The sequence below is a fragment of the Brachybacterium sp. AOP29-B2-41 genome (genome assembly GCF_052378395.1).
GTDB lineage: Bacteria > Actinomycetota > Actinomycetes > Actinomycetales > Dermabacteraceae > Brachybacterium.
In genome coordinates, this window is sequence record NZ_JBQSXR010000004.1 from 249,423 (window position 1) to 268,798 (window position 19,376).

Annotated in this window: 18 protein-coding genes; 8 read left to right on the forward strand and 10 right to left on the reverse strand. The window is 70.9% G+C overall.

All coding sequences use genetic code 11. The features are described 5' to 3' along the window. Nucleotides 1-82: 82 nt before the first annotated feature. Nucleotides 83-838 carry an NADPH-dependent F420 reductase gene (locus ACT3T9_RS06175; protein WP_441446321.1) on the reverse strand — a complete coding sequence of 252 codons (756 nt, stop codon included), beginning with the start codon at nt 836-838 and terminating at the stop codon, nt 83-85. Here ACT3T9_RS06175 and ACT3T9_RS06180 point away from each other — a divergent pair. After that, nucleotides 816-1,787, forward strand: coding sequence for a phosphotransferase enzyme family protein (locus ACT3T9_RS06180; RefSeq protein WP_441446322.1), 972 nt, complete (start codon nt 816-818; stop codon nt 1,785-1,787). The genes ACT3T9_RS06175 and ACT3T9_RS06180 overlap by 23 nt on opposite strands. A gap of 97 nt (nt 1,788-1,884) precedes the next feature. Beyond that, nucleotides 1,885-2,847 carry an aldo/keto reductase gene (locus ACT3T9_RS06185; protein WP_444606146.1) on the forward strand — a complete coding sequence of 321 codons (963 nt, stop codon included), beginning with the start codon at nt 1,885-1,887 and terminating at the stop codon, nt 2,845-2,847. On the opposite strand, the gene ACT3T9_RS06190 is transcribed toward ACT3T9_RS06185, so the two are convergent. After that, entirely contained in the window at nt 2,835-4,952 is a 2,118-nt protein-coding gene (locus ACT3T9_RS06190; protein WP_444592023.1) for a heavy metal translocating P-type ATPase, read from the reverse strand. The two genes, ACT3T9_RS06185 and ACT3T9_RS06190, sit on opposite strands and share 13 nt — an antisense overlap. A gap of 166 nt (nt 4,953-5,118) precedes the next feature. Between ACT3T9_RS06190 and ACT3T9_RS06195 the strand changes: the two genes are divergently transcribed. Then, complete coding sequence (locus ACT3T9_RS06195) at nt 5,119-5,550, forward strand: VOC family protein (protein ID WP_441445874.1); 432 nt, start codon at nt 5,119-5,121, stop codon at nt 5,548-5,550. Nucleotides 5,551-5,675: 125 nt separating this feature from the next. Further along, on the forward strand, nt 5,676-6,338 hold the full coding sequence (locus tag ACT3T9_RS06200) for a carbonic anhydrase (RefSeq protein ID WP_441445875.1): 663 nt from the start codon (nt 5,676-5,678) through the stop codon (nt 6,336-6,338). 10 nt (nt 6,339-6,348) lie between these two features. Here the strand turns inward: ACT3T9_RS06200 and ACT3T9_RS06205 are convergent, their stop codons facing one another. Next, nucleotides 6,349-7,080: a helix-turn-helix transcriptional regulator gene (locus ACT3T9_RS06205; protein ID WP_441445876.1), complete on the reverse strand. Its 732-nt coding sequence runs from the start codon at nt 7,078-7,080 to the stop codon at nt 6,349-6,351. A gap of 141 nt (nt 7,081-7,221) precedes the next feature. Between ACT3T9_RS06205 and ACT3T9_RS06210 the strand changes: the two genes are divergently transcribed. Beyond that, complete coding sequence (locus ACT3T9_RS06210) at nt 7,222-7,662, forward strand: hypothetical protein (protein WP_441445877.1); 441 nt, start codon at nt 7,222-7,224, stop codon at nt 7,660-7,662. Nucleotides 7,663-7,751: 89 nt separating this feature from the next. Continuing rightward, on the forward strand, nt 7,752-8,600 hold the full coding sequence (locus ACT3T9_RS06215; RefSeq protein WP_444606147.1) for an aldo/keto reductase: 849 nt from the start codon (nt 7,752-7,754) through the stop codon (nt 8,598-8,600). Nucleotides 8,601-8,644: 44 nt separating this feature from the next. Here ACT3T9_RS06215 and ACT3T9_RS06220 read toward each other — a convergent pair whose 3' ends face one another. From ACT3T9_RS06220 to pabB, 5 genes are read right to left on the reverse strand one after another with little or no spacing between them, the layout of a single operon-like run. Continuing rightward, nucleotides 8,645-9,541, reverse strand: coding sequence for a sugar phosphate isomerase/epimerase family protein (locus ACT3T9_RS06220; protein ID WP_444606148.1), 897 nt, complete (start codon nt 9,539-9,541; stop codon nt 8,645-8,647). Between the two features lie 29 nt (nt 9,542-9,570). Further along, on the reverse strand, nt 9,571-10,005 hold the full coding sequence (locus ACT3T9_RS06225) for a hypothetical protein (protein WP_441445880.1): 435 nt from the start codon (nt 10,003-10,005) through the stop codon (nt 9,571-9,573). A gap of 46 nt (nt 10,006-10,051) precedes the next feature. Continuing rightward, a complete protein-coding gene (locus tag ACT3T9_RS06230) occupies nt 10,052-11,497 on the reverse strand; it encodes a hypothetical protein (protein ID WP_441445881.1) in 1,446 nt (481 codons plus the stop codon). Further along, nucleotides 11,497-12,270, reverse strand: coding sequence for a hypothetical protein (locus ACT3T9_RS06235; protein WP_444606149.1), 774 nt, complete (start codon nt 12,268-12,270; stop codon nt 11,497-11,499). Before ACT3T9_RS06235 ends, ACT3T9_RS06230 begins: the two co-directional genes overlap by 1 nt. Nucleotides 12,271-12,317: 47 nt before the next feature. Beyond that, nucleotides 12,318-14,150 carry an aminodeoxychorismate synthase component I gene (gene pabB, locus ACT3T9_RS06240; protein WP_444606150.1) on the reverse strand — a complete coding sequence of 611 codons (1,833 nt, stop codon included), beginning with the start codon at nt 14,148-14,150 and terminating at the stop codon, nt 12,318-12,320. A gap of 45 nt (nt 14,151-14,195) precedes the next feature. On the opposite strand from pabB, the gene ACT3T9_RS06245 reads away from it, so the two are divergent. Next, entirely contained in the window at nt 14,196-15,644 is a 1,449-nt protein-coding gene (locus tag ACT3T9_RS06245; RefSeq protein WP_444606151.1) for a LarC family nickel insertion protein, read from the forward strand. A 44-nt stretch (nt 15,645-15,688) separates the two neighbouring features. Beyond that, nucleotides 15,689-16,123 carry a hypothetical protein gene (locus ACT3T9_RS06250; protein WP_444606152.1) on the forward strand — a complete coding sequence of 145 codons (435 nt, stop codon included), beginning with the start codon at nt 15,689-15,691 and terminating at the stop codon, nt 16,121-16,123. On the opposite strand, the gene ppsA is transcribed toward ACT3T9_RS06250, so the two are convergent. Both ppsA and ACT3T9_RS06260 read right to left on the reverse strand, forming a co-directional pair. Further along, a complete protein-coding gene (ppsA, locus tag ACT3T9_RS06255) occupies nt 16,124-18,514 on the reverse strand; it encodes a phosphoenolpyruvate synthase (RefSeq protein ID WP_444606153.1) in 2,391 nt (796 codons plus the stop codon). 26 nt (nt 18,515-18,540) lie between these two features. Next, on the reverse strand, nt 18,541-19,376 hold an 836-nt coding region (locus ACT3T9_RS06260; protein ID WP_444606154.1), incomplete at its 5' end, for a pyruvate, water dikinase regulatory protein.

The window sequence follows — 19,376 nt, forward strand, 5'->3', positions numbered from 1 at the left end:
CCTCGCCTTCGACGGCCTGCTGCCTGAGGGCTGGCACGAAGGAGGCGATCGACGCCGCTTCCATCCCACCCTTATACACCGCTCAGGGCAGACGGTTCGCGACCGCGAGGTTCTCGCGCAGCTCCGCAGCGGTCTGACGCACCACGTAGGCGGGGCGATCGCGCTCCACGCGCCAGGACTCGCTCAGCGGGCTCACGTCCACCGCGTCGAAGCCGATCTCGTCGTAGAACCTCGTCGCGAGCTCCACTGCCTCGGGGAAGTCACTCGAGACGGCGAGCGCGCGCCTGTCCGGTGCGCCCGCAGGGGCGGTGTCGGTGGTGATGTCCGCGGAGCGGATGTGATTGAAGGCCTTGACCACCTTCGAGGTGGGCAGGTGCTCCTGGAGCAGCTGCGAGGTCGTGGTCTCGCCCTTGTCGAGGGCCTCGATCCGCCCGTCGCGCTCGTGGTAGTAGTTGTTGGTGTCGAGCACGATCTTGCCGGCGAGCGGCTCGACCGGGACCTGACCGAGGGCGTTCAGCGGGACCGTCACCACGACGACGTCCCCCGCTGCGCCGGCCTCCGCCGCGGTGGCGGCGCGGGCCTTCCTACCGAGCTCCTCCACGAGGTTCTCGAGGGTCTCCGGGCCTCGCGAGTTCGCGATCACCACGTCATACCCCGCCGTGATCGCGGCCCGGGCGACCTGGCTGCCGATGTTGCCTGCTCCGATGATTCCCAGTGTTGTCATGGCCCGTCCAACGCCGCGCCTCTCGCCCCTGTTCCCGTGTGACGGCGCATGACGTGGCCGTACCGTGGCGACGTGGCCGTACCGTGGGTCCATGCTGAGCCTGGGACTGTCCATGCTGTGGGAGACGGCCGACGCCGAGCAGGCGCTGAACGAGCGCTTCGGCCTCGACGGCGCCGACGGGGCCACCCGCTGGCTCACCGCGGTGCTCGCCGAGCACTGGGATCTCGCTGTGCAGGAGGTCCCGCGCCTCACGCTCAGCGACCGCAATGCGATCGCCTGGGTGCGCACCGATCGCGGCCCGCTGATCGTCAAGCTCTCCTGCGCGCCGGAGCGGTTCGCACACCTCGCCACCACGACGCGCCTGCTCACGGACCTCGCCTCCCGGGGCATCCCGGTCGCGGCCCCGCTGCCGGGCCGCGACGGGCGCGTGCGGCTCGAGGTCGACGGGCCCTCCCTCCCGTTCTCCCTCGCGGTGCTGCCGGAGGTCGGCGGGACCTGGCTCGATGTGGACGACCTCGACTCCGTGCACGCTGCGGGCGCCTGCCTCGCCGCTCTGCACGGTGCGCTCGCGGACGTCGGCACCGCGGGCCTCTCGTCGAAAGCCCCGTCCCCGCTTCCGGGCCGGGTGAGCACCTGGCTGACCGACCGCGATCCGGGCCGCGTGCCCGCAGCCTCCGCCCGCCTGGCGGAGCTCGTCGCCGACCTGCCTGCCCCCTCGGATCCCCCGCAGCCGATCCACGGCGATTTCCGCGCCGCGAACATCCTGGTCGAGGACAGTCGGGTCGCCGCGGTGCTGGACTTCGACGACGTCCGTCTCGACCACCGGGTCGCCGACCTCGCGCAGGCAGGCACCTATCTCGCCACGCTCTTCCGCGGCTGGGGGCCGACGCCCGCCCCGGCCCGCTCCGCCCTGCGTGCCGGTTACGAGGCCGTCCGACCCCTCGACGAGCTGGAGTCCCGGTGGCTCGACGCCCTCACCCTGTGGATGGGCATCGCCGCGATCCCGCCGCAGGACGACGGCCGCTGGGCGGCGTCGGCCGAAGCGATCGCACGCCTCCCCTGACTCCCCCTGGCGCACCCCCACCTCCGGGAATAGGCTTGCCCGCAGCGGTCCCTGCGCGCTCCCCGGCGACACCGCCCCACGAGGAGTGATCAGCGATATGCAGTACGCCCAGCTCGGCCGCACCGGCGCGACCGTCTCCCGGCTCGTGCTCGGGACCATGAATTTCGGTCCCCACACCGCGGAGGAGGATGCTTTCGCGATCATGGACCGTGCCCTCGACCAGGGGGTGACCTTCTTCGACACCGCCAACGGCTACGGCGGCACGGAGCGCCGCGGCTGGACCGAGGAGATCATCGGCCGCTGGCTCGCCTCGCGCGGCCGGCGCGAGGAGATCGTCCTCGCCACCAAGGTGTTCGGCGAGATGGGACCCGGGAAGAACGATCGCGGGCTCTCCGCCCTGAACATCCGCCGCGCGGTGGATGCCTCGCTGCGCCGCCTGCAGACCGACCACATCGACCTCTATCAGATGCACCATGTGGACCGCACCGCCCCGTGGGACGAGATCTGGCAGGCGATGGATCTGCTGGTCGCGCAGGGGAAGATCACCTACGTCGGCTCTTCGAACTTCGCCGGCTGGCACCTCGCCCAGGCGAATGAATCCGCCCGCGCCCGGCACTCCCTGGGGCTGGTCTTGGAGCAGTCGCTGTACAACCTGTTCACCCGGGATATCGAGCTCGAGGTGCTCCCGGCCGCGGAGCACTACGGGATGGGCGTCATCGCCTGGTCCCCGCTCGCGGGTGGGAAGCTCGGCGGTCGCTCGGCCGACGGGGTGCGCCGCGGCGCCGCGGACCGCCACGACCTCTCCGACGGGCTGGCCGCCCAGCTGGATCGCTGGGAGGCGTTCTGCGCCGAACGGGATCTCGCCCCCGGCCAGGTGGCGCTCGCCTGGCTGCTGCACCGGCCCGGCGTGCTCGGTCCGATCATCGGCCCCCGCACGATGGAGCAGCTGGACTCGGCGATCGCCGCCATGGAGATCTCCCTGTCCGAGGACGACCTCGCCGCGCTCGATGCGATCTTCCCCGGCCCGGGCGGGCCGGCCCCGGAGGCCTACGCCTGGTGAGCAGGGAGTGAGACGGTCGCTGACCGCCCGAGCATCCGCTCTGCACTGGCCTCGGGCCGCAGGTCCAGCCGGCGCAGCAGCTGGGCGTTCAGCGCCACCACGATGGTCGAGGCCGACATGAGCAGCGCGCCCACGCTCATCGGCAGAATGAACCCGATCGGGGCCAGCACCCCCGCCGCCAGCGGGACGGCGAGCAGGTTGTAGCCGGCAGCCCACCAGAGGTTCTGCCGCATCTTGCGGTAGGCAGCGCGGGAGAGCTCGAGCACGGAGAGCACCGAGCGGGGATCGGAGGAGGCCAGCACCACCCCGGCGGAGCCGATGGCGACGTCAGTGCCGGCGCCGATCGCGAGGCCCACGTCGGCCTGGGCCAGCGCCGGGGCGTCGTTGACGCCGTCGCCGACCATCGCGACCTTCCGCCCCTCGCCCTGGAGCTCGACGACGGTCCGGGCCTTGTCCTCGGGGCGCACCCCGGCGAACACGCGGTCGATGCCGAGCTCGGCGCCGACGGATTCGGCCACCGCGCGCGCATCACCGGTGAGCATCACGACGTCCACGCCCTGGGCGCGCAGCGCCTCGACCGCCTCGCGGGACTCGTGCCGGATCTCGTCGACCACCCGCAGCGCGCCGATCACGTCGCCGCTGGCGAGCACGTGGAGGACGGTCGCCCCCTGCGCATGCCACTGTGCGGCGACGGGCAGCTCCGCAGTCCCGTGCTGCTCGAGCAGGTATGGGCCGCCCACCTCGATGACATCGCCGTCCACGACGGCCCGCACTCCGACCGCGGGCGACGAGCTGAACCCGTCTCCCGCGCTCACCGCGAGGTCGCGCTCGTCCGCGGCCCGCACGATCGCGCGGGCCAGCGGGTGCTCGCTCGGTGCCTCGGCGGCGGCGGCGAGGGCGAGCACCTCGTCCTCGGAGCGCTCGGCACCAGTCTCGATGCCGGTCAGCGCGGGCTCGCCCCGGGTGAGGGTGCCGGTCTTGTCGAAGAGGACGGTGTCCACCGTGCGCATCTGCTCGAGCGCCAGGCGGTCCGTGACGAGCACTCCGCCGCGGGCTGCGCGCTCGGTCGCGATCGAGACGACGAGGGGGATCGCGAGGCCCAATGCATGGGGGCAGGCGATCACGAGCACGGTGATCGCCCTGATCACGGCCTGGTCCGGACTCCCGACGAGGAACCAGATGATCGCGGTGAGGATCGCCGCGCCGAGCGCGAACCAGAACAGCCAGCCCGCGGCGGTATCCGCGATGCGCTGGGCCCGTGAGGTGGAGCTCTGCGCATCGGCGACGAGCTTCCGGATCCCGGCGAGCGCCGTGTCCTCGCCGATGGCGGTGACCTCGAGGCGCAGGCCGGAGTCGGTGGCGACGGTGCCTGCGACGACGTCGTCCCCGACCTCCCGCCGCACGGTGGCGGACTCGCCGGTGATCATGGACTCGTCCATGCTGGCGCCGCCGTCGAGGATCCGCCCGTCGGCCGGCACCGAGGCGCCGGGCCGCACGAGGACGATGTCGCCGACGGCGAGCTCGGATGGGGAGACCGAGACGACCTCCTCGCCCACGACCTTCTCCGCCTCGTCGGGCAGGAGCGCGGCGAGGGAATCCAGGGCCGAGCCGGTCTGTGCGAGCGAGCGCATCTCGATCCAATGGCCCAGCAGCATGATCACGACCAGGAGGGCGAGCTCCCACCAGAAGTCGAGCTGTGCGTCGAGCAGCCCCAGCGAGGCGCCCCAGGAGGCGGCGAAGGCGACGGTGATCGCGAGGGCGATCAGCAGCATCATCCCGGGCGCGCGGGAGCGGATCTCGGAGACCGCGCCGGTGAGGAACGGCCTGCCGCCCCAGAAGTAGAGGACGGTGCCGAGCAGCGGCGGGATCCAGCTGATCAGCCCGCTCTCGGGGAGGTCGTAGCCGAGCATGAGCCCGACCATCGGACTCGTCGCGACCACGGGGATCGCGAGCACGAGCATGATCCAGAACAGCCGACGGAACTGCGCGACGTGGTCGCCGTGGTCGTGGTGGTCGCCATGGTCGTGGTGGTCCTGATGGTCCTGATGGTCCGCATGCCCCGCATGCCCCGCATGCCCATGGTCGACGTCCGGCTTAAAGCCCATGATCGCCCTCTCTCCCGCTGCTCCGACTCTTTCCTTTCAAGCTATACCCCCAGGGGGTATTCATCAAGGGACCCCCGGACCGTAGGCCATTCCCCTCGCCGCCCCCGCGGTCTACGCTCGCAACGAGCGCCCGGCAACGGGTCGGGGCGACGCCGAGGAGGCCTCCATGCCCGCAGCACTCCACCCCTACCTGAACTTCGACGGCAACACCCGGGAGGCCTTCGAGTTCTACGGGCACTCGCTCGGGGCGATCCCGCAGTTCGCCACCTTCGGGGAGTTCGGCGGACTTCCGGCCGATGACCCGAACGCCGACAAGATCATGCACGGCTCCCTCGAGGTCACCGAGCTGATCAGGCTCTACGCGTCCGATGTGATCGAGGGGATGTCCCCCGAAGGCTTCATCGTGGGCAACAACGTCACCCTGTCGCTCATGGGGGACGACGAGACCCTGCTGCGCAGCGCGTACCTCAAGCTCTCCGAGGGCGGCAGCATCACCATGGCCCTCGAGAAGCAGATGTGGGGCGATATCTACGGCTCGTTCACCGATCGCTTCGGCATCGTGTGGCAGGTGAACATCTCCACTCCCGCCGAGAGCTGATCATCTCGACAACATCCTGGGCCACGGGAGTAGTCTGCGGCAGGGCCTGAACGGCCCACCCGTCGCACCGACCTCCCACCCGTCGCACCGATCTGCGGCGCGCACCATCTCTCGAAAGGCCCCTCATGTCCTCTCCCCGCGTTTCCGTCCAGCAGGCCTGGGATGCACTGGTGGAGGGGAACGAACGCTTCATGGCCGGGGACCTGAACCATCCGCAGCAGAGTGCCGCCCGGCGCAGCGAGCTGCGCGGGAGCCAGGCGCCCAACGCAGCCTTCCTGGGCTGCTCGGACTCACGGGTGGCGGCAGAGATCCTCTTCGACTGCGGGCTGGGCGACCTGTTCGTGGTGCGCAACATCGGCCAGATCGCGAATGCGAACACCACCGCGACCATGGAGTTCGCCGTGGCGGAGCTGGGCGTCGCCGTGATCGTGGTGCTCGCCCACGGCTCCTGCGGGGCGGTCAAGGCTGCGATCGATCAGACCACGGCCGCGCCGAGCGAGGTCACCCCGGCGATCCGCAAGGAGCTCGAGTCGATCCAGCCCGCGGTTCAGCAGGAGTGGTTCATGACTCAGCAGGTCAGCCCGTATGTGGATCCCGAGCTGATCGATGCGGATGCGGTGGGGCGGCGCCATCTGGATGAGACCATCAACGCCCTGATGCGGCAGTCGAAGGTCATCTCCGACGCGGTCGCCGCCGGCGAGCTCGGCATCGTCGGCTGCCAGTACCAGCTGGAGGAGGGCCGGGTCTCCCCGATCTCCTGGGTGGGCCGGGTCGACACCGCCCGCTGAGGCCAGCCCCTCACAGTCCTGCCGACGGCGTCGGATCAGCCGTCCTGCGGGGCAGGCTCTCCGGCGCGACGACGGCCCCGGCCCCGGCCCGGACGATCACGCAGCAGCGACCCTCCTGGGGACACAGCTCCGCTCGCGCCCGATCCTCTCCCCTGCTCTCCAGCGCGCTGCCCAGCAGCGTCTGGTTGAGCGTGCACACCAGCTCGGTGTGGGTGCGGCTGAGTCGATGGAAGGGGCAGTTGCGCAGGATGATGTCCCCCTCTGGATCCATGGACGGCTCATAGCCCCGTGCGGCGAGGACCTCCATGAGCTCCCCGTCCGCTGCACCGGCGGAGTGCCCCTCCGCCTCGGCCGTGCGGACGAGGGCGCCCCGCAGCGCCCCGCTGCCGTCCTCGTCGATCGCGGTCGCGAGCAGGTCGGCCAGCAGCGCGTAGTCGCGCGGGGGCACGGAGACGGTGCGCTCCTCTCGGACCCGGTGATACCGCTTGGCGGGTCGCCCCGCCCCGGGACCGCCGACGCCGGGCGGGCGAGCATACGTGGTGGTCAATAGTCCTGCCTCGACGAGCCGGTCGAGGTGGTAGGCCGCGAGGTTCCGCGCCATCCCCACCGATCGGGCGGCGTCGTCGCGGGTCAGCGGCTCATCCTGCGCAGCGATCGCGTCGTACAGCCGTCGCCGCACCGGATCCACGAGCGCGCTCAGTCCCTGCAGGCCGTCCGGACCGACCTCACCCTCACCGCTCATGACTCGCCCCGCTCATGCTTCTGCCCGTTCACGACTCGCTCCGTTCATGCCCAAAACTCTAACACCAAGAGTTCTTGACAAACAGGCGGGGTCAGGAGGACTCTAAAAATAGGTTCAGTTGGTTCTAGAAGGAGTCTCGCCATGTCCGTGCTCACGTCCTCCCCCTCGATGTCCTTCCTCACCCGCGCCCGTCAGGACTCCGGCCTCGCCGCATTCTGGGTGCTGCGCCTGGGCTTCGTCGTCCTCCCCCTGCTGATGGGGCTGGACAAGTTCACCAACCTGCTCACCGACTGGCCGGGGTACCTGGCCCCGTGGCTCGTGGCGCTCCTGCCCGTCAGTGCGCAGGCGGCCATGTATGCCGTGGGCGTGGTCGAGATCGTGGCCGGGATCGCCGTCGCGCTTCGGCCCCGCCTGGCCGCCTGGGTGGTCGCGGCGTGGCTCGCCGGCATCATCGTGAACCTGCTGACCTACTCCGGGTTCTACGACGTCGCGCTGCGGGATGTCGGCCTGCTGGTCGCGGCGGTCGCCCTCGGGCTGCTCGCCCGGACCTACGACCGTCCGCGGGTCGACGCGGCCGCGTGACCTTCGCACCTCACCGGGATCACCGGGCTCACGGTCCCACGTAGGGTGAGCTTCGACGGCGCGGCACCAGCATCGGCCAGGAGGCCCCTATGAGCACCCCCGCTTCCCCCGAGGTTCCCACCACCACGTTCGCCGACGGGGCGAGCATCCCGCTGATCGGCTTCGGCACGGGCGGGGCCCAGGGCCCCGCCGGAGCCGACGTGATCGCCTCCGCACTGCGCACCGGCTACCGACTGCTCGACACCGCTGCCCAGTACGGCAACGAGACCGCCGTCGGCGAGGGTCTGCGCCGCAGCGGTGTGGATCCCGCCGAAGTGCTGGTGACGACCAAGGTGGCAGGTGGCGATCACGGCCGCGAGGCCGCCCGCACCGGGATCCTCGAATCGCTGCGCCGGTTGGGGCTGGAGCGGGTGGGGATCGCCCTGATCCACTGGCCGAATCCCTCCCGCGGACTCGCCGTGGACACCTGGCGCACCCTGCTGGACCTGCGGGAGGAAGGGCTGGTTCTCCACGCCGGGGTCTCGAACTTCCGCCCCGATCAGCTCCAGGAGCTGTTCGACGCGACGGGGCACTGGCCCGAGATCAATCAGATCCAGCTCTCCCCGGCGCTGCCTCGCCAGGAGCCGGATGCCTTCCACCGGGAGCATGGGATCGTCACCCAGGCCTGGGGACCGCTCGGCACTCGGGAAGGTCTCTCGGAGCAGTTCGCGATCCGCAGGGTCGCCGCGAAGCACGCGGTCACAGTCGCGCAGGTGGCGCTGCGCTGGGCCGTGGACCGGGAGATCGTGGTGATCCCTCGCTCCTCCGACCCGGGCAGGCAGCGGCTGAACCTCGACCTGACCGCGCTCCGCCTGGATGACGAGGACCGCGCATTGCTGGCGAGCCTCGATCTGGGTGAGGAGAGCGCCCGGGACTCCCGGGAGCACGAGGAGTGGTGAGCAGGAGGAGTGATGAGCCGGAGGATTCTTGAGCGGGGCGCAGCTCAGCCGGTGACGGTGCGGGCGATCTCGTGCATCTCCTCGAGCCGGCCCCATTCATCGTCGTCCGTCCCGGCGTAGACGAGCGACAGGCGGCCGGAGTATCCGGCATCGCGCAGCGTCTCCAGCGAGCGCGTGAGATCCTCGGCATCGAGCACGCCCGGAGCCGATTCACGAGCCTTGACCTGTGAGCACTCGGCGTCCCCGGCGACTGCCGCGATCTGCTGGTACTTGTCCTCACCGTCCCAGTTCCCGGTGTCGATGAGCAGGCCGACCTCTCCCTCGAGCTGGTCCAGCAGCCCCCGGGTGGTGCGCGCATCGATCAGCAGCGACTTCCAGTTCTCGGTGAGCACCCGGAGGCCCGGATGCGCCGCGGCGAGGGCCCGCAGCCGGCGGGCGCTGAGCGCGAGCGTCTCCGGCGTCGGCGCCTGGTCCCCGGCGGGCACCCGCACCCTCGGCACGCCCAGCCGTTCGGCCACCTCGATCCAGCCCGAGACCCAGCGCTGCTGCTCGACGCCATGCTCGGGATGGACGATGTCTCCGTCATCCACCAGGAAGCACTCGAGGTCGACTCCCGCGGTGTCGAACCCGTCGCGCAGCTCTGCCAAGTACGCGGGCTCGGTGCGGGGCAGGTAGAAGTGACACAGCTGGGCGCTGGTGAATCCGTGCGCGGCGAGCTGACCGGGCAGCTCGAGCAGGTCCAGGCCGCCTGCGGCGTCGTTCTCGGCGAGGGTGCCCGACGGGGCGGAGCCGGGCGCGACGAACCGGCCCATGGTCCGGAACAGGGACCAGGTGTGGAGAGCCTTCGCGGGGTTGAGGACAGAGGTGGGGTCCAGGGCAGAGGCGGGGTCCAGGGCAGAGGCGGGGTCCAGGGCAGAGGTCGGGTTGAGAGCATGGGCCATGAGGTCTCCTGTGATCGATCGGGCGGGGGTCATCCCCCGAAGTGCGCCGCGAGGTCCTCGGTGGTGACGTTCGCGCCGGAGCTCGCCGCGACCACGTCGGCCGTCATGACTCGGGTGCCGCGATCCCCCTCGGGGTGCGCCTCGATCCGCACGAAGGCCGTCCGCACCCCGGGCTGCTGGTCATAGGTGTCGCTCACCGTCTCCAGGACGACGAGCAGCGACCGTTCGATCTGCGCACGGTCCTGACCGGCCAGCACCAGCACTCCGCTGATGGTCGTGCCGGCAGAGGTGGAGTCCTGGAACTGCACTTTCCCGTCCCGGTGCTCCGGCAGCGCTTCGACAGCGACGCGCAGCGCCTCCTGGACGTCGGTGACATCGCTGCGCCCGCCCAGTCCGCAGGCGGTGAGCAGGCTGCCGATGATCCCCACGAGCACTCCTCTGCGGCCGATGGCGCTGGCTGTCATCGGCCCATCATCCACCATCGCCTCCGCCCCCGCTCCGCCCTCGGCGTCAGTTCTCGCGGTGCACGCCGGAGGTAAAGTGCTGGACGCTCTCCGGATCCCCGGTGAGGAAGGGCTGCAGGCTCGGGTCCTGCGAATACTGCGAGAGCTGCGAGTTCGGGTCCTGCAGCTGCGTCTGCACCGAGTTCTGATATTCGCCGCCCCCGTGGTTGGTCAGCGGGTTCCAGCTGGGGCTGTCCAGGGTGACGGTGGTGGTGTTCCCGGAGCCGATGTTCTGGTTCGCGAGCAGCTCCCCGGGATTCGGGATCGGGACGGGCAGGGGGATCCCGCGAGGCCCGGGCACCACCGGGCCCATGTACGAGCCCTCGGCGTCGATCCTCGGCACGAGGTCGCCGCCGTGCTGGATGTTCAGCTGGTGCACGCCGGCGGGCACGTCGTAGTTGTCCACCGGGGAGCCGTAGGTCATCACGTTGGTGAGGTTGTACTGGGAGGCGAACTCCGGGTTCGCGGCCAGGCTGGCGGCGATCATGCCGCCCTGGGAGTGCCCGTTGAGCATCAGGGGGACGCCCTCCAGGTTCGGGTTGTCCCGGTAGAGCTGGGCGATCGCGTCGGCCGTGGCCTGCGACCCCGCGGACCAGCCGTTCGAGCCGGCCTGCTCGGCGTTGCCGGTGAGGTCCAGCGGGTTGTCCCCGGCCATCGGCCCCCACTGCTCGGTGCCGGGGATGTTCACGATGACGCCGGTGGGTGGATTCCCGACCACGCTCATCGAGACCTCCCCGGTCTCCTCGGACCCGTAGGTCTGGTTGGTGTTGGCGATGATCTGGGAGAGGTCCCCGGGCGGGACCAGGCCCGAGTCCTCAGGGGTGACCGCGACCGGGGCGTCGGCGTAGCCGGTGCCGTCATCGGCGAGCTTGAGGTCGATGCCGGTGAGCACCTCGATGACGTCGCCCGTCCCGCGGATCAGCCCTGCTGCGCCGTCGACCACCACTTCGGTGAAGCGCGGCCATTCGAAGCCCTGGATCGCGTCGAGGGCGGTGCTGACCAGGTCGCGGCCGTCCTGGACCCGGTCCCCGAGCCAGTCCATCCCGTCGGAGATCCGGTCGCCGAGCCAGTCGGTGCCGTCCGAGATCCGATCCCCGAGCCAGTCGATCCCGTCGCGGATGCCGTCGACGATGTCCCCGCCGGTGTCACGCAGCCAGTCCATCGCGTCCTCGAACCAGCCGCCGTCGTCGACGGAGGAAGCGCGGTCCTGCTCCTCGACGTGCTGCTGCAGCTCCCGGGATCGCTCCCCCAGGCCCGGCAGCACGATGCTCTCGCCCTGCCGATGGGTGGCGTCCCACTGCTCGCGGAACGCCTCGGCGTCGGGCCCGATCCACGCCACGGACTGCACGCTCGACTGCAGTCCGCCCAGCACCTCCTCGAGGCGGCGGGCGGCCTGCTCGAGGGCGTCGGATTCGCCGAGGACCTGCTCGGTGTCCATCCCGTAGAAGGTCATCAGGCGGCGCTCCCGGTGGCGTGGGCGGTGACATGGCCGATCGCGGCGATCACCTTGGCGCGCATTGCCGAGGTGAGGGAGCCGGGCTCGAGCTCGCGGGCCTCGGTGCCGTCCTCGCCGGGCACCAGCACCGCGAGCTGCTCTCCCTCGTCGCCGTAGGCGTACCAGGAGCCGCCGCTGACGACGGTCTGCTCCGGGGTCGGGGAGGCGATCACCAGCATCTGCACCTCCGCGACGGCGGGGGCGTCGACCAGCTCGGTCGGGGCCGGGGCGGGATCGGCGGCGGTGAAGGCGGGACGCTGCGGCACGAGCGCCTCGAAGGTCTCGCTGAGGTGCTCGATCGTGGACAGGCCGAGGATCACGGCGTCCGCCCGGCGCCCGAGCTGCATCGTCTCGGCATCGGCGGTGACCTCCCGCGACTGATCGATGATCACCACGACGCGACCGGCGATGCGGATCTTCGTGGTCCAGGCCCGGTCGCCGTCGACGCACACCAGCTCGATGCCGACGGGGGAGTTCAGGGCGGAGCGCAGGAACTGCTGCCAGTGCGGGTCGATCACCAGACCGTCGTCCTCGCCCGGCGCATCGATCAGCAGGCCCACGAGCTCGAGCTCGACGATCTGCTCCTCGGTGATCTCCGCCGGCGGCTCCTGGTCGAGCGCGATGGCCCGCACCCAGGCCCAGGAGGGTTCCGAGATCCGCACCAGCCTCGCGTCCCCGGGCAGCGAGGTGATCCGCGGTCGCTGTTCCACCGTCGTGTCGTCGACTGTCATGCTCGGCCTTCCGCTGCAGCTGCGGGCACGCTGCGGTGCGGCCCTGGTCAGGAGCGTATGGCGGGAGACGGAGGAGAGGAATGGGGAGTTCTCCCCATCGAGGGCGGCCGGAGCTGCGTCACGTCGACTCCGTCCCCCTCCAGCACCGCGCGCCGCCACCCACGGGCCGAGCTGAGCACGGCGAGCGCCTCCGCATCGCGCAGCGCCTCGACGCTCAGCGGGTGCTCGACCAGTTCACCCCGCTCGAGCGCGAGCCGGCGGCCAACCCCGGCGAGGCCTCCGTCGGCCAGCGGCGGGGTGCACCAGGTGCCGTCGATCCGGGCGGCGAGGGTCGCGATGGTGGTCTCCACGGCGCGGCCGTGCTCGCCGAGCAGCACCACGTCCTCCGAGCCCGGATGACGCTTCCGGGCGGCGGCGAAATGCTCCCGCACCGTGGTCTTGTGCGCGCTGAGCTCCGTCGGGAAGGAGGTGCGCACCGTATCCAGCGCGAGCCGCACCGGCCCGGGCGTCGCCACCAGCGGCCGGGAGCTGACCTCGAGCGATCCGTCCCTCCGCAGCGCCAGCCGCAGCAGCACGTCCCCCGCCGAACCGGCCGCCGCCTCGAGCGCGGCGACCTCGAGCGTCTCCCGCCGTGCCGGGATCCCGAAGTGCGCCGCCGAGCCCAGCATCCGCTCCAGATGCTGCCCGAGGTGCTGCGCGACGCCATCGAGCACTGCAAAGGTCTCCAGCAGAGCGAACGGCTCCCGCGTGCCGGTCGGCAGCACCGCGGCCTTGACCAGCAGCTCCTCGTACTCGTCCGCCGCGGTCGACGCCCAGGTGACCCCGCCACCCGCGCCATAGACCGCGGAGCCGTCGGCCCCATCGATCACCACGGTGCGGATCGCGACGCTGAACCGGGCCCGCGGCGAGGGGCCGGGGGCGAGATACCCGATCGCCCCGCAGTACGCCCCGCGCGGGGCATCCTCGAGCTCGGCGATGAGGCCCATGGTGGACAGCTTCGGCGCCCCCGTGATCGAACCGCAGGGGAACAGCGCCTCGAAGACCTCCACGAGCCCGACCTCCTCACGCATGCGGCCCTGGATCCGCGAGGTCAGCTGCCATACGGTGGGGTACTTCTCGGCGGCCAGCAGCTCGGTGACCTGCACACTTCCCGCTTCGCAGACCTTGGCGAGGTCGTTGCGCAGCAGGTCGACGATCATGACGTTCTCGGCGCGGTCCTTCTCGCTCGCAAGCAGCGCCTCCCGCCCGGCAGCATCCGCCTCCGGGGTCCGGCCACGGGCCGCGGTGCCCTTCATCGGGGCGGTGCGCAGCAGGCCGTCCTCCCAGCGGAGGAACGACTCCGGGCTGGCGCTGACCACGGTGTGCCGCCCCAGGTCCAGGAAGGCGTGATGCCCGCCGCGCTGGCGGTGCGCGAGCTCCCCGTAGAGCCCGAAGGCATCACCGCGGAAGGTCGAGCGCAGGCGCGTGGTGAGGTTCGTCTGGTAGGTGTCGCCCTCGGCGATCGCGGCCCGCACCGCCTCCACCCGCCACGCATGCTCCGCCGCAGACCAGTCCGGGATCCAGGGCGCGACCTCGAACCCCTCCCCCGTGGTCAGCGGCAGCGCCTGCTCGTCCGGGGCGTCGGCGATCCCGAACCACACCAGCGGCAGGCCCTCCTGCGACACCCGGACGCACGCAGCCGGATCGAGCCCCGCAGCTGCTTCATAGGCCACCATCCCGAAGGCCCAGGCCCCGCCTGTGACCGCTGCCTGGACGGCGGCGAGCGCGGGCCGCACCTCGTCGGGCCGCTGCGCGCTGATCACCCGCTCGGCGCGGCCGAACTGCAGGCTGCGGCCTGCGGCGACGTCGTCGAAGCGGGCGACGGGGGCGGGGACGGTCATGAGGGGAATCATGCCTGATGCGGAGGTCGGACTAGCATCGTGGCCATGGAGTCCTTCTCGCCGTCCCCTGCCCGTCTCGCCTACATCGATGCGACCGCGGGCATCGCCGGTGACATGCTGCTGGCCGCCCTGATCGATGCCGGTGCCGACCTCGACGGCGTGCAGCGGGTGCTCGATGCCCTGGTCCCGGGCTCGGTCCGTTTCGTCCGCTCCGCCGTGGACCGTGGCGGGCAGCGCGCGGTGAAGATCGATGTGGAGGTGCTGGTCGAGGATCCGCCGCACCGCACCTGGGCCTCGATCCGGGAGCTGCTGGAACGTTCCCGCGGGGACGCCTCCGTGCCCGAGCGCACGATCGACCTGGCGCTCACGGTCTTCGGTCGTCTCGCCGAGGCCGAGGGTGCGACCCACGGCGTCCCGGCCGACGAGGTCCACTTCCACGAGGTCGGAGCGCTGGACTCCCTGGCCGACGTGATCGGCGCCTGCGAGGCCTGGCGCCAGCTCGGCATCACCGAGGGTGCCGGCAGCGTGATCGCGGTGGGCTCCGGCCGGATCCGCGCAGCCCACGGTGACATCCCGGTGCCGGTCCCGGCAGTGGCCCGCCTCGCGCTCGGCTGGCCGACGGTCGCCGGCGAGCTGCTCCCGCCCCGCGGTCACGCCCCCGCGCATTCCCACGACCACGGGCACTCCCACCCGCATGATCACTCCCACGATCACCCCGTCGAGGTCCCCGACTCCGATGCGGCCCTGCCCGCCCACGCCCAGGGCGGCCCCCATGAGCACGGTGGTCGACGGGTCCCGGCAGGGGTCGCCCCCGGCATCGGCGAGCTCGCCACCCCCACCGGCGTCGCCCTGCTGCGCGGGCTCGCGAGCACCGCCGGGCCGCAGCCCTCGCTGGTCACCGAGGCCCTCGGCGTCGGCGCGGGCACCAAGGACACCCCGGGCCGCCCGAACGTCGTGCGCGTGCTGGTGGGAAGGGTGCCCGACCGCACTGCCCCCGGGACCGGGCCTGCATCCGGCAACGGCGACGCCCACGACACCCCCGCGGCCGCGCTCCAGCTCGAGGCGAATGTCGACGACCTCGATCCTCGGCTCTGGCCCGGAGTGGTCGACGAGCTGCTCGAGAGCGGCGCGCTCGACGCCTGGCTGACCCCGATCATCATGAAGCGCGGTCGTCCTGCAGTGACGATCCACGCCCTGGTCCGCGACGGGGCAGAGGCCGCGACGGCAGCGCTGATCATGGACCGCACCGGCACCCTTGGAGTGCGGATGCACCGGGTGGATCGGCTCATCCGCACCCGTGAGTTCACCGAGGTGGAGGTGCAGGGCCAGCGGATCTCCGTGAAGATCGCCCGCGACGCCGAGGGGTCTGTGGTGCGCCGCGAACCCGAGTTCCGCGATGTCATCGCGGCCGCCCGGGTGCTCGGGGTCAGTGAGCGGGCGATGCTCGATCTCGCGAAGGAATCCGCTGCGGGACTGACGGATCCGTCCTCCTGACGGATACTGGTGAGGAACCGACGACGCTCACCAGGAGGTTTCCGATGGTTGCTCTGACCGATGCGATGACCAAGGCGATCGACATCGCCCGCGAGGCGCCGAACGGCCGCCATGCCGAGCTGCTGATCCACGACGGGCCCCTGCGTCAGACGGTGATCGCCCTGAAAGCGGGCGCGCAGCTGCCCGAGCACAACTCCCCGCCGGCCGCCTCGATCCAGGTGATGCACGGCAGCCTCCGGGTCACCGCGCAGGAGCCGGTGGTGCTCCAGACCGGCCAGATCGAGGCTCTGACGCACTTCCGCCATTCGGTGGAGGCCCTCGAGGACACCGTGTTCCTGCTGACCACGGTGACTTCCCAGCACGACACCGGCAGCCACGCCACCCGCACCGGGGAGATGCCCGTGCTCAGCAAGGAGGAGCAGGCCGCCGAATACGCGGAGATGGACCACGAATCCGGCGGCGGCCGCACCGACCGCTGATCAGCGCACTTCACCCCCGCCCCGGGCGGCGAGCCGCAGCCAGGTGTCCACCACGGTGTCCGGGTTCAGGGACATCGAGGCGATGCCCTGCTCGAGCAGCCACTCGGCGAGATCCGGGTGGTCGCTCGGGCCCTGCCCGCAGATCCCAACGTACTTCCCCGCGGCCCGGCAGGCCTCGATCGCCCGGGCGAGCATGAACTTCACGGCCGGATCCCGCTCATCGAAGGCGTCGGCGACCAGGGCCGAGTCACGGTCCAGGCCCAGGGTCAGCTGGGTCATGTCGTTCGAGCCGATCGAGAAGCCGTCGAAGTGCTCGAGGAACAGCTCGGGGGTCGCGGCATTCGAGGGGATCTCGCACATCATGATGACCTGCAGGTCCCTCTCGCCCCGCACCAGACCGTGCGTCGCCATCAGGTCGATGACCCCCTTGCCCTCGGCGGGTGTGCGCACGAAGGGGATCATGACCTTGACGTTGCTCAGGCCCATGTCCTCGCGCACGAAGCGCAGCGCCTCGCATTCCATCGCGAAGCAGTCTGCGAAGTCCTTCGAGAGGTAGCGGGAGGCGCCGCGGTATCCGATCATCGGGTTCTCCTCGTGCGGCTCGAAGAGCGTGCCGGCCAGGAGGTTCGCGTACTCGTTGGACTTGAAGTCGCTCATCCGCACGATCACCGGCTCCGGGGCGAAGGCGGCGGCGATGGTCGCCACCCCCTCGACGACGCGCTGGACGAAGTAGTCCCGCGGGGAGTCGTAGGCGGCGATCTTGGCGCGCACCGTCGCGGCGATCTCCGGCTCGTCACGCTCGAGCCGGTCCAGCTCGAGCAGGGCGCGGGGATGGATGCCGACCTGGCGGTTGATGATGAACTCCAGGCGGGCCAGGCCCACTCCGGCATTAGGCAGCCGCGAGAAGCTGAAGGCCTGCTCGGGGTTGCCCACATTCATCATGATCTTCGTGCCCACCGGCGGCATCGAGTCCACCTCGGAGGAGGAGACGGTGAAGTCCAGCAGCCCCTCGTAGACGAATCCGGTGTCACCCTCGGCGGCGGAGACGGTGACCTCGTCGCCGTCTGCCAGCTCCGCGGTGGCGGAGCCGGTGCCCACCACGGCGGGGATCCCGAGCTCGCGGGCGATGATCGCCGCATGACAGGTGCGGCCGCCCCGGTTGGTGACGATGGCGCTCGCACGCTTCATGATCGGCTCCCAGTCGGGGTCGGTCATGTCGGCGACCAGCACCTCGCCGGGCTGGAACTCGTGCATGCGGTCGATGGTGTCCAGCACCCGCACGGGGCCGGCGCCGATCTTCGCGCCGATCGCCCGTCCCTCGGCGCGCACCGGGCCACGGGAGGCGAGCAGGTACTTCTCGACGGTGTTCCCCGCCCGGGACTGCACGGTCTCGGGGCGGGCCTGCAGGATGTACAGGGAGCCGTCGGCCCCGTCGAGCCCCCACTCGATGTCCATCGGCCGCCCGTAGTGCTCCTCGATGATCAGCGCCTGCTTCGCGAGATCGGTGACCTGCTGATCGGTGAGCGAGAGCCGGCTGCGCTCGGCGCGGTCCACCTCGATGAACTCGACGGTGCGGCCGACGGTGGTGTCGTTCGTGTAGACCATCTTGGTGGCCTTCTCACCGATCTGGCGCTTGAGGATGGCGGGGCGGTCCTCGCGCAGGCCGGGCTTGTACACGTAGAACTCGTCGGGGTTGACCGCTCCCTGGACCACCCCTTCTCCGAGCCCGTATGCGGAGGTGATGAAGATGGCCTGCTCGAACCCTGATTCGGTGTCGACCGTGAACATGACGCCGCTGGATCCCAGATCGGACCGGACCATCTTCTGCACCCCGGCCGAGAGCGCCACTGCGGCGTGCTCGAAGTCGTGGTGGACGCGGTAGGCGATCGCGCGGTCGTTGTACAGGGAGGCGAACACCTCGCGGATCGCGAGCAGCACGTCGTCGATGCCGCGCACGTTCAGGAAGGTCTCCTGCTGGCCCGCGAAGGAGGCATCCGGCAGGTCCTCGGCGGTGGCCGAGGAGCGCACCGCGAAGGATGCCTCCTCGCCGCTGCCCTCGGCGAGCTGCTCGTAGGCGGAGCGGATCTGCGCCTCGAGATCCGCCGGGAACGGCTGGGCGATCACCAGCTCCCGGATCTCGCGGCCGGTCTCGGCCAGCGCGATGGTGTCGTCGGTGTCCAGGCCCTGCAGCCGCTCGTCGATGCGCTCCGCGAGCCCGGTCGCGCCGAGGAATTCGCGATACGCCTCCGACGTGGTGGCGAAGCCGTCGGGCACCTGCACCCCGAGGCGGGTCAGGTTCGAGACCATCTCGCCGAGGGAGGCGTTCTTGCCGCCCACCTGCTCGAGGTCGTTCATGCCGAGCTCGGAGAACCAACGGATGCTCTGGGTCATGGCGTGCTCCTTCGGGGGTGGTGTGCTCAGAGGGGGGTGGTCCCGCGGCGGGCGAGCGATTGCAGGATGAGGGTCGACATCTCCTCGACGGATTTGTTCGAGGAGTCGACGAAGGGGATGCCGTGCATGTCGTAGACGCGGCGAGCTCGCGACAGCTCCCAGCGGGTCTGCTCGAGGGAGGCATAGCGGGACTCGGCGCGGCGCTCGCTGCGCACGGCGCTGAGCCGCTGCGGGGAGGTGAGCAGCCCGAAGCACCGATCGGCGATCGCGGCGATCGACTCGGGCAGCACCTCGCCGCCGAGGTCCTCATCCACCAGCGGATAGTTCGCCACGAAGATCCCGTGCATGAGCGCGAGGTACATGCTGGTGGGGGTCTTGCCGCAGCGCGATGGCGCAATCAGCACCACGTCAGCCTTCTCGATCGCTCGCACGGACTGGCCGTCGTCATGCTCGATCGCGAATTCCACCGCCTGCATGCGGCGGTTGTAGCGGCGGGAGTCACCCACCCCGTGCAGCCGGGCCGGGGCGTGGTCGCCGGTGACCCCGAGGCGATCCTCGAGCTGGGCGAGGTGGCCGCTGACGAAGTCGATCACCGGCGCCCTGGTGGCCCGCAGCTCCTCGCGCACGGCCTCGTCGACCACGGTGAGGAACACCAGCGGCTGCACCGCGCCGTCCATCGCCGCGTCGAGATCGGCGCGCACCTCGCGCGCCTCTTCGACGGTGCGCACGAAGGGCATCAGGCGCCGTTCGAAGGGGACCGAGGGGAACTGCAGCAGCAGCGCGTTGCCCATGGTCTCGGCGCTGATACCGGTGGAGTCGGAGATGAAGAACACCGGGACGGCAGAGTCCTCGGGCTTCTGGG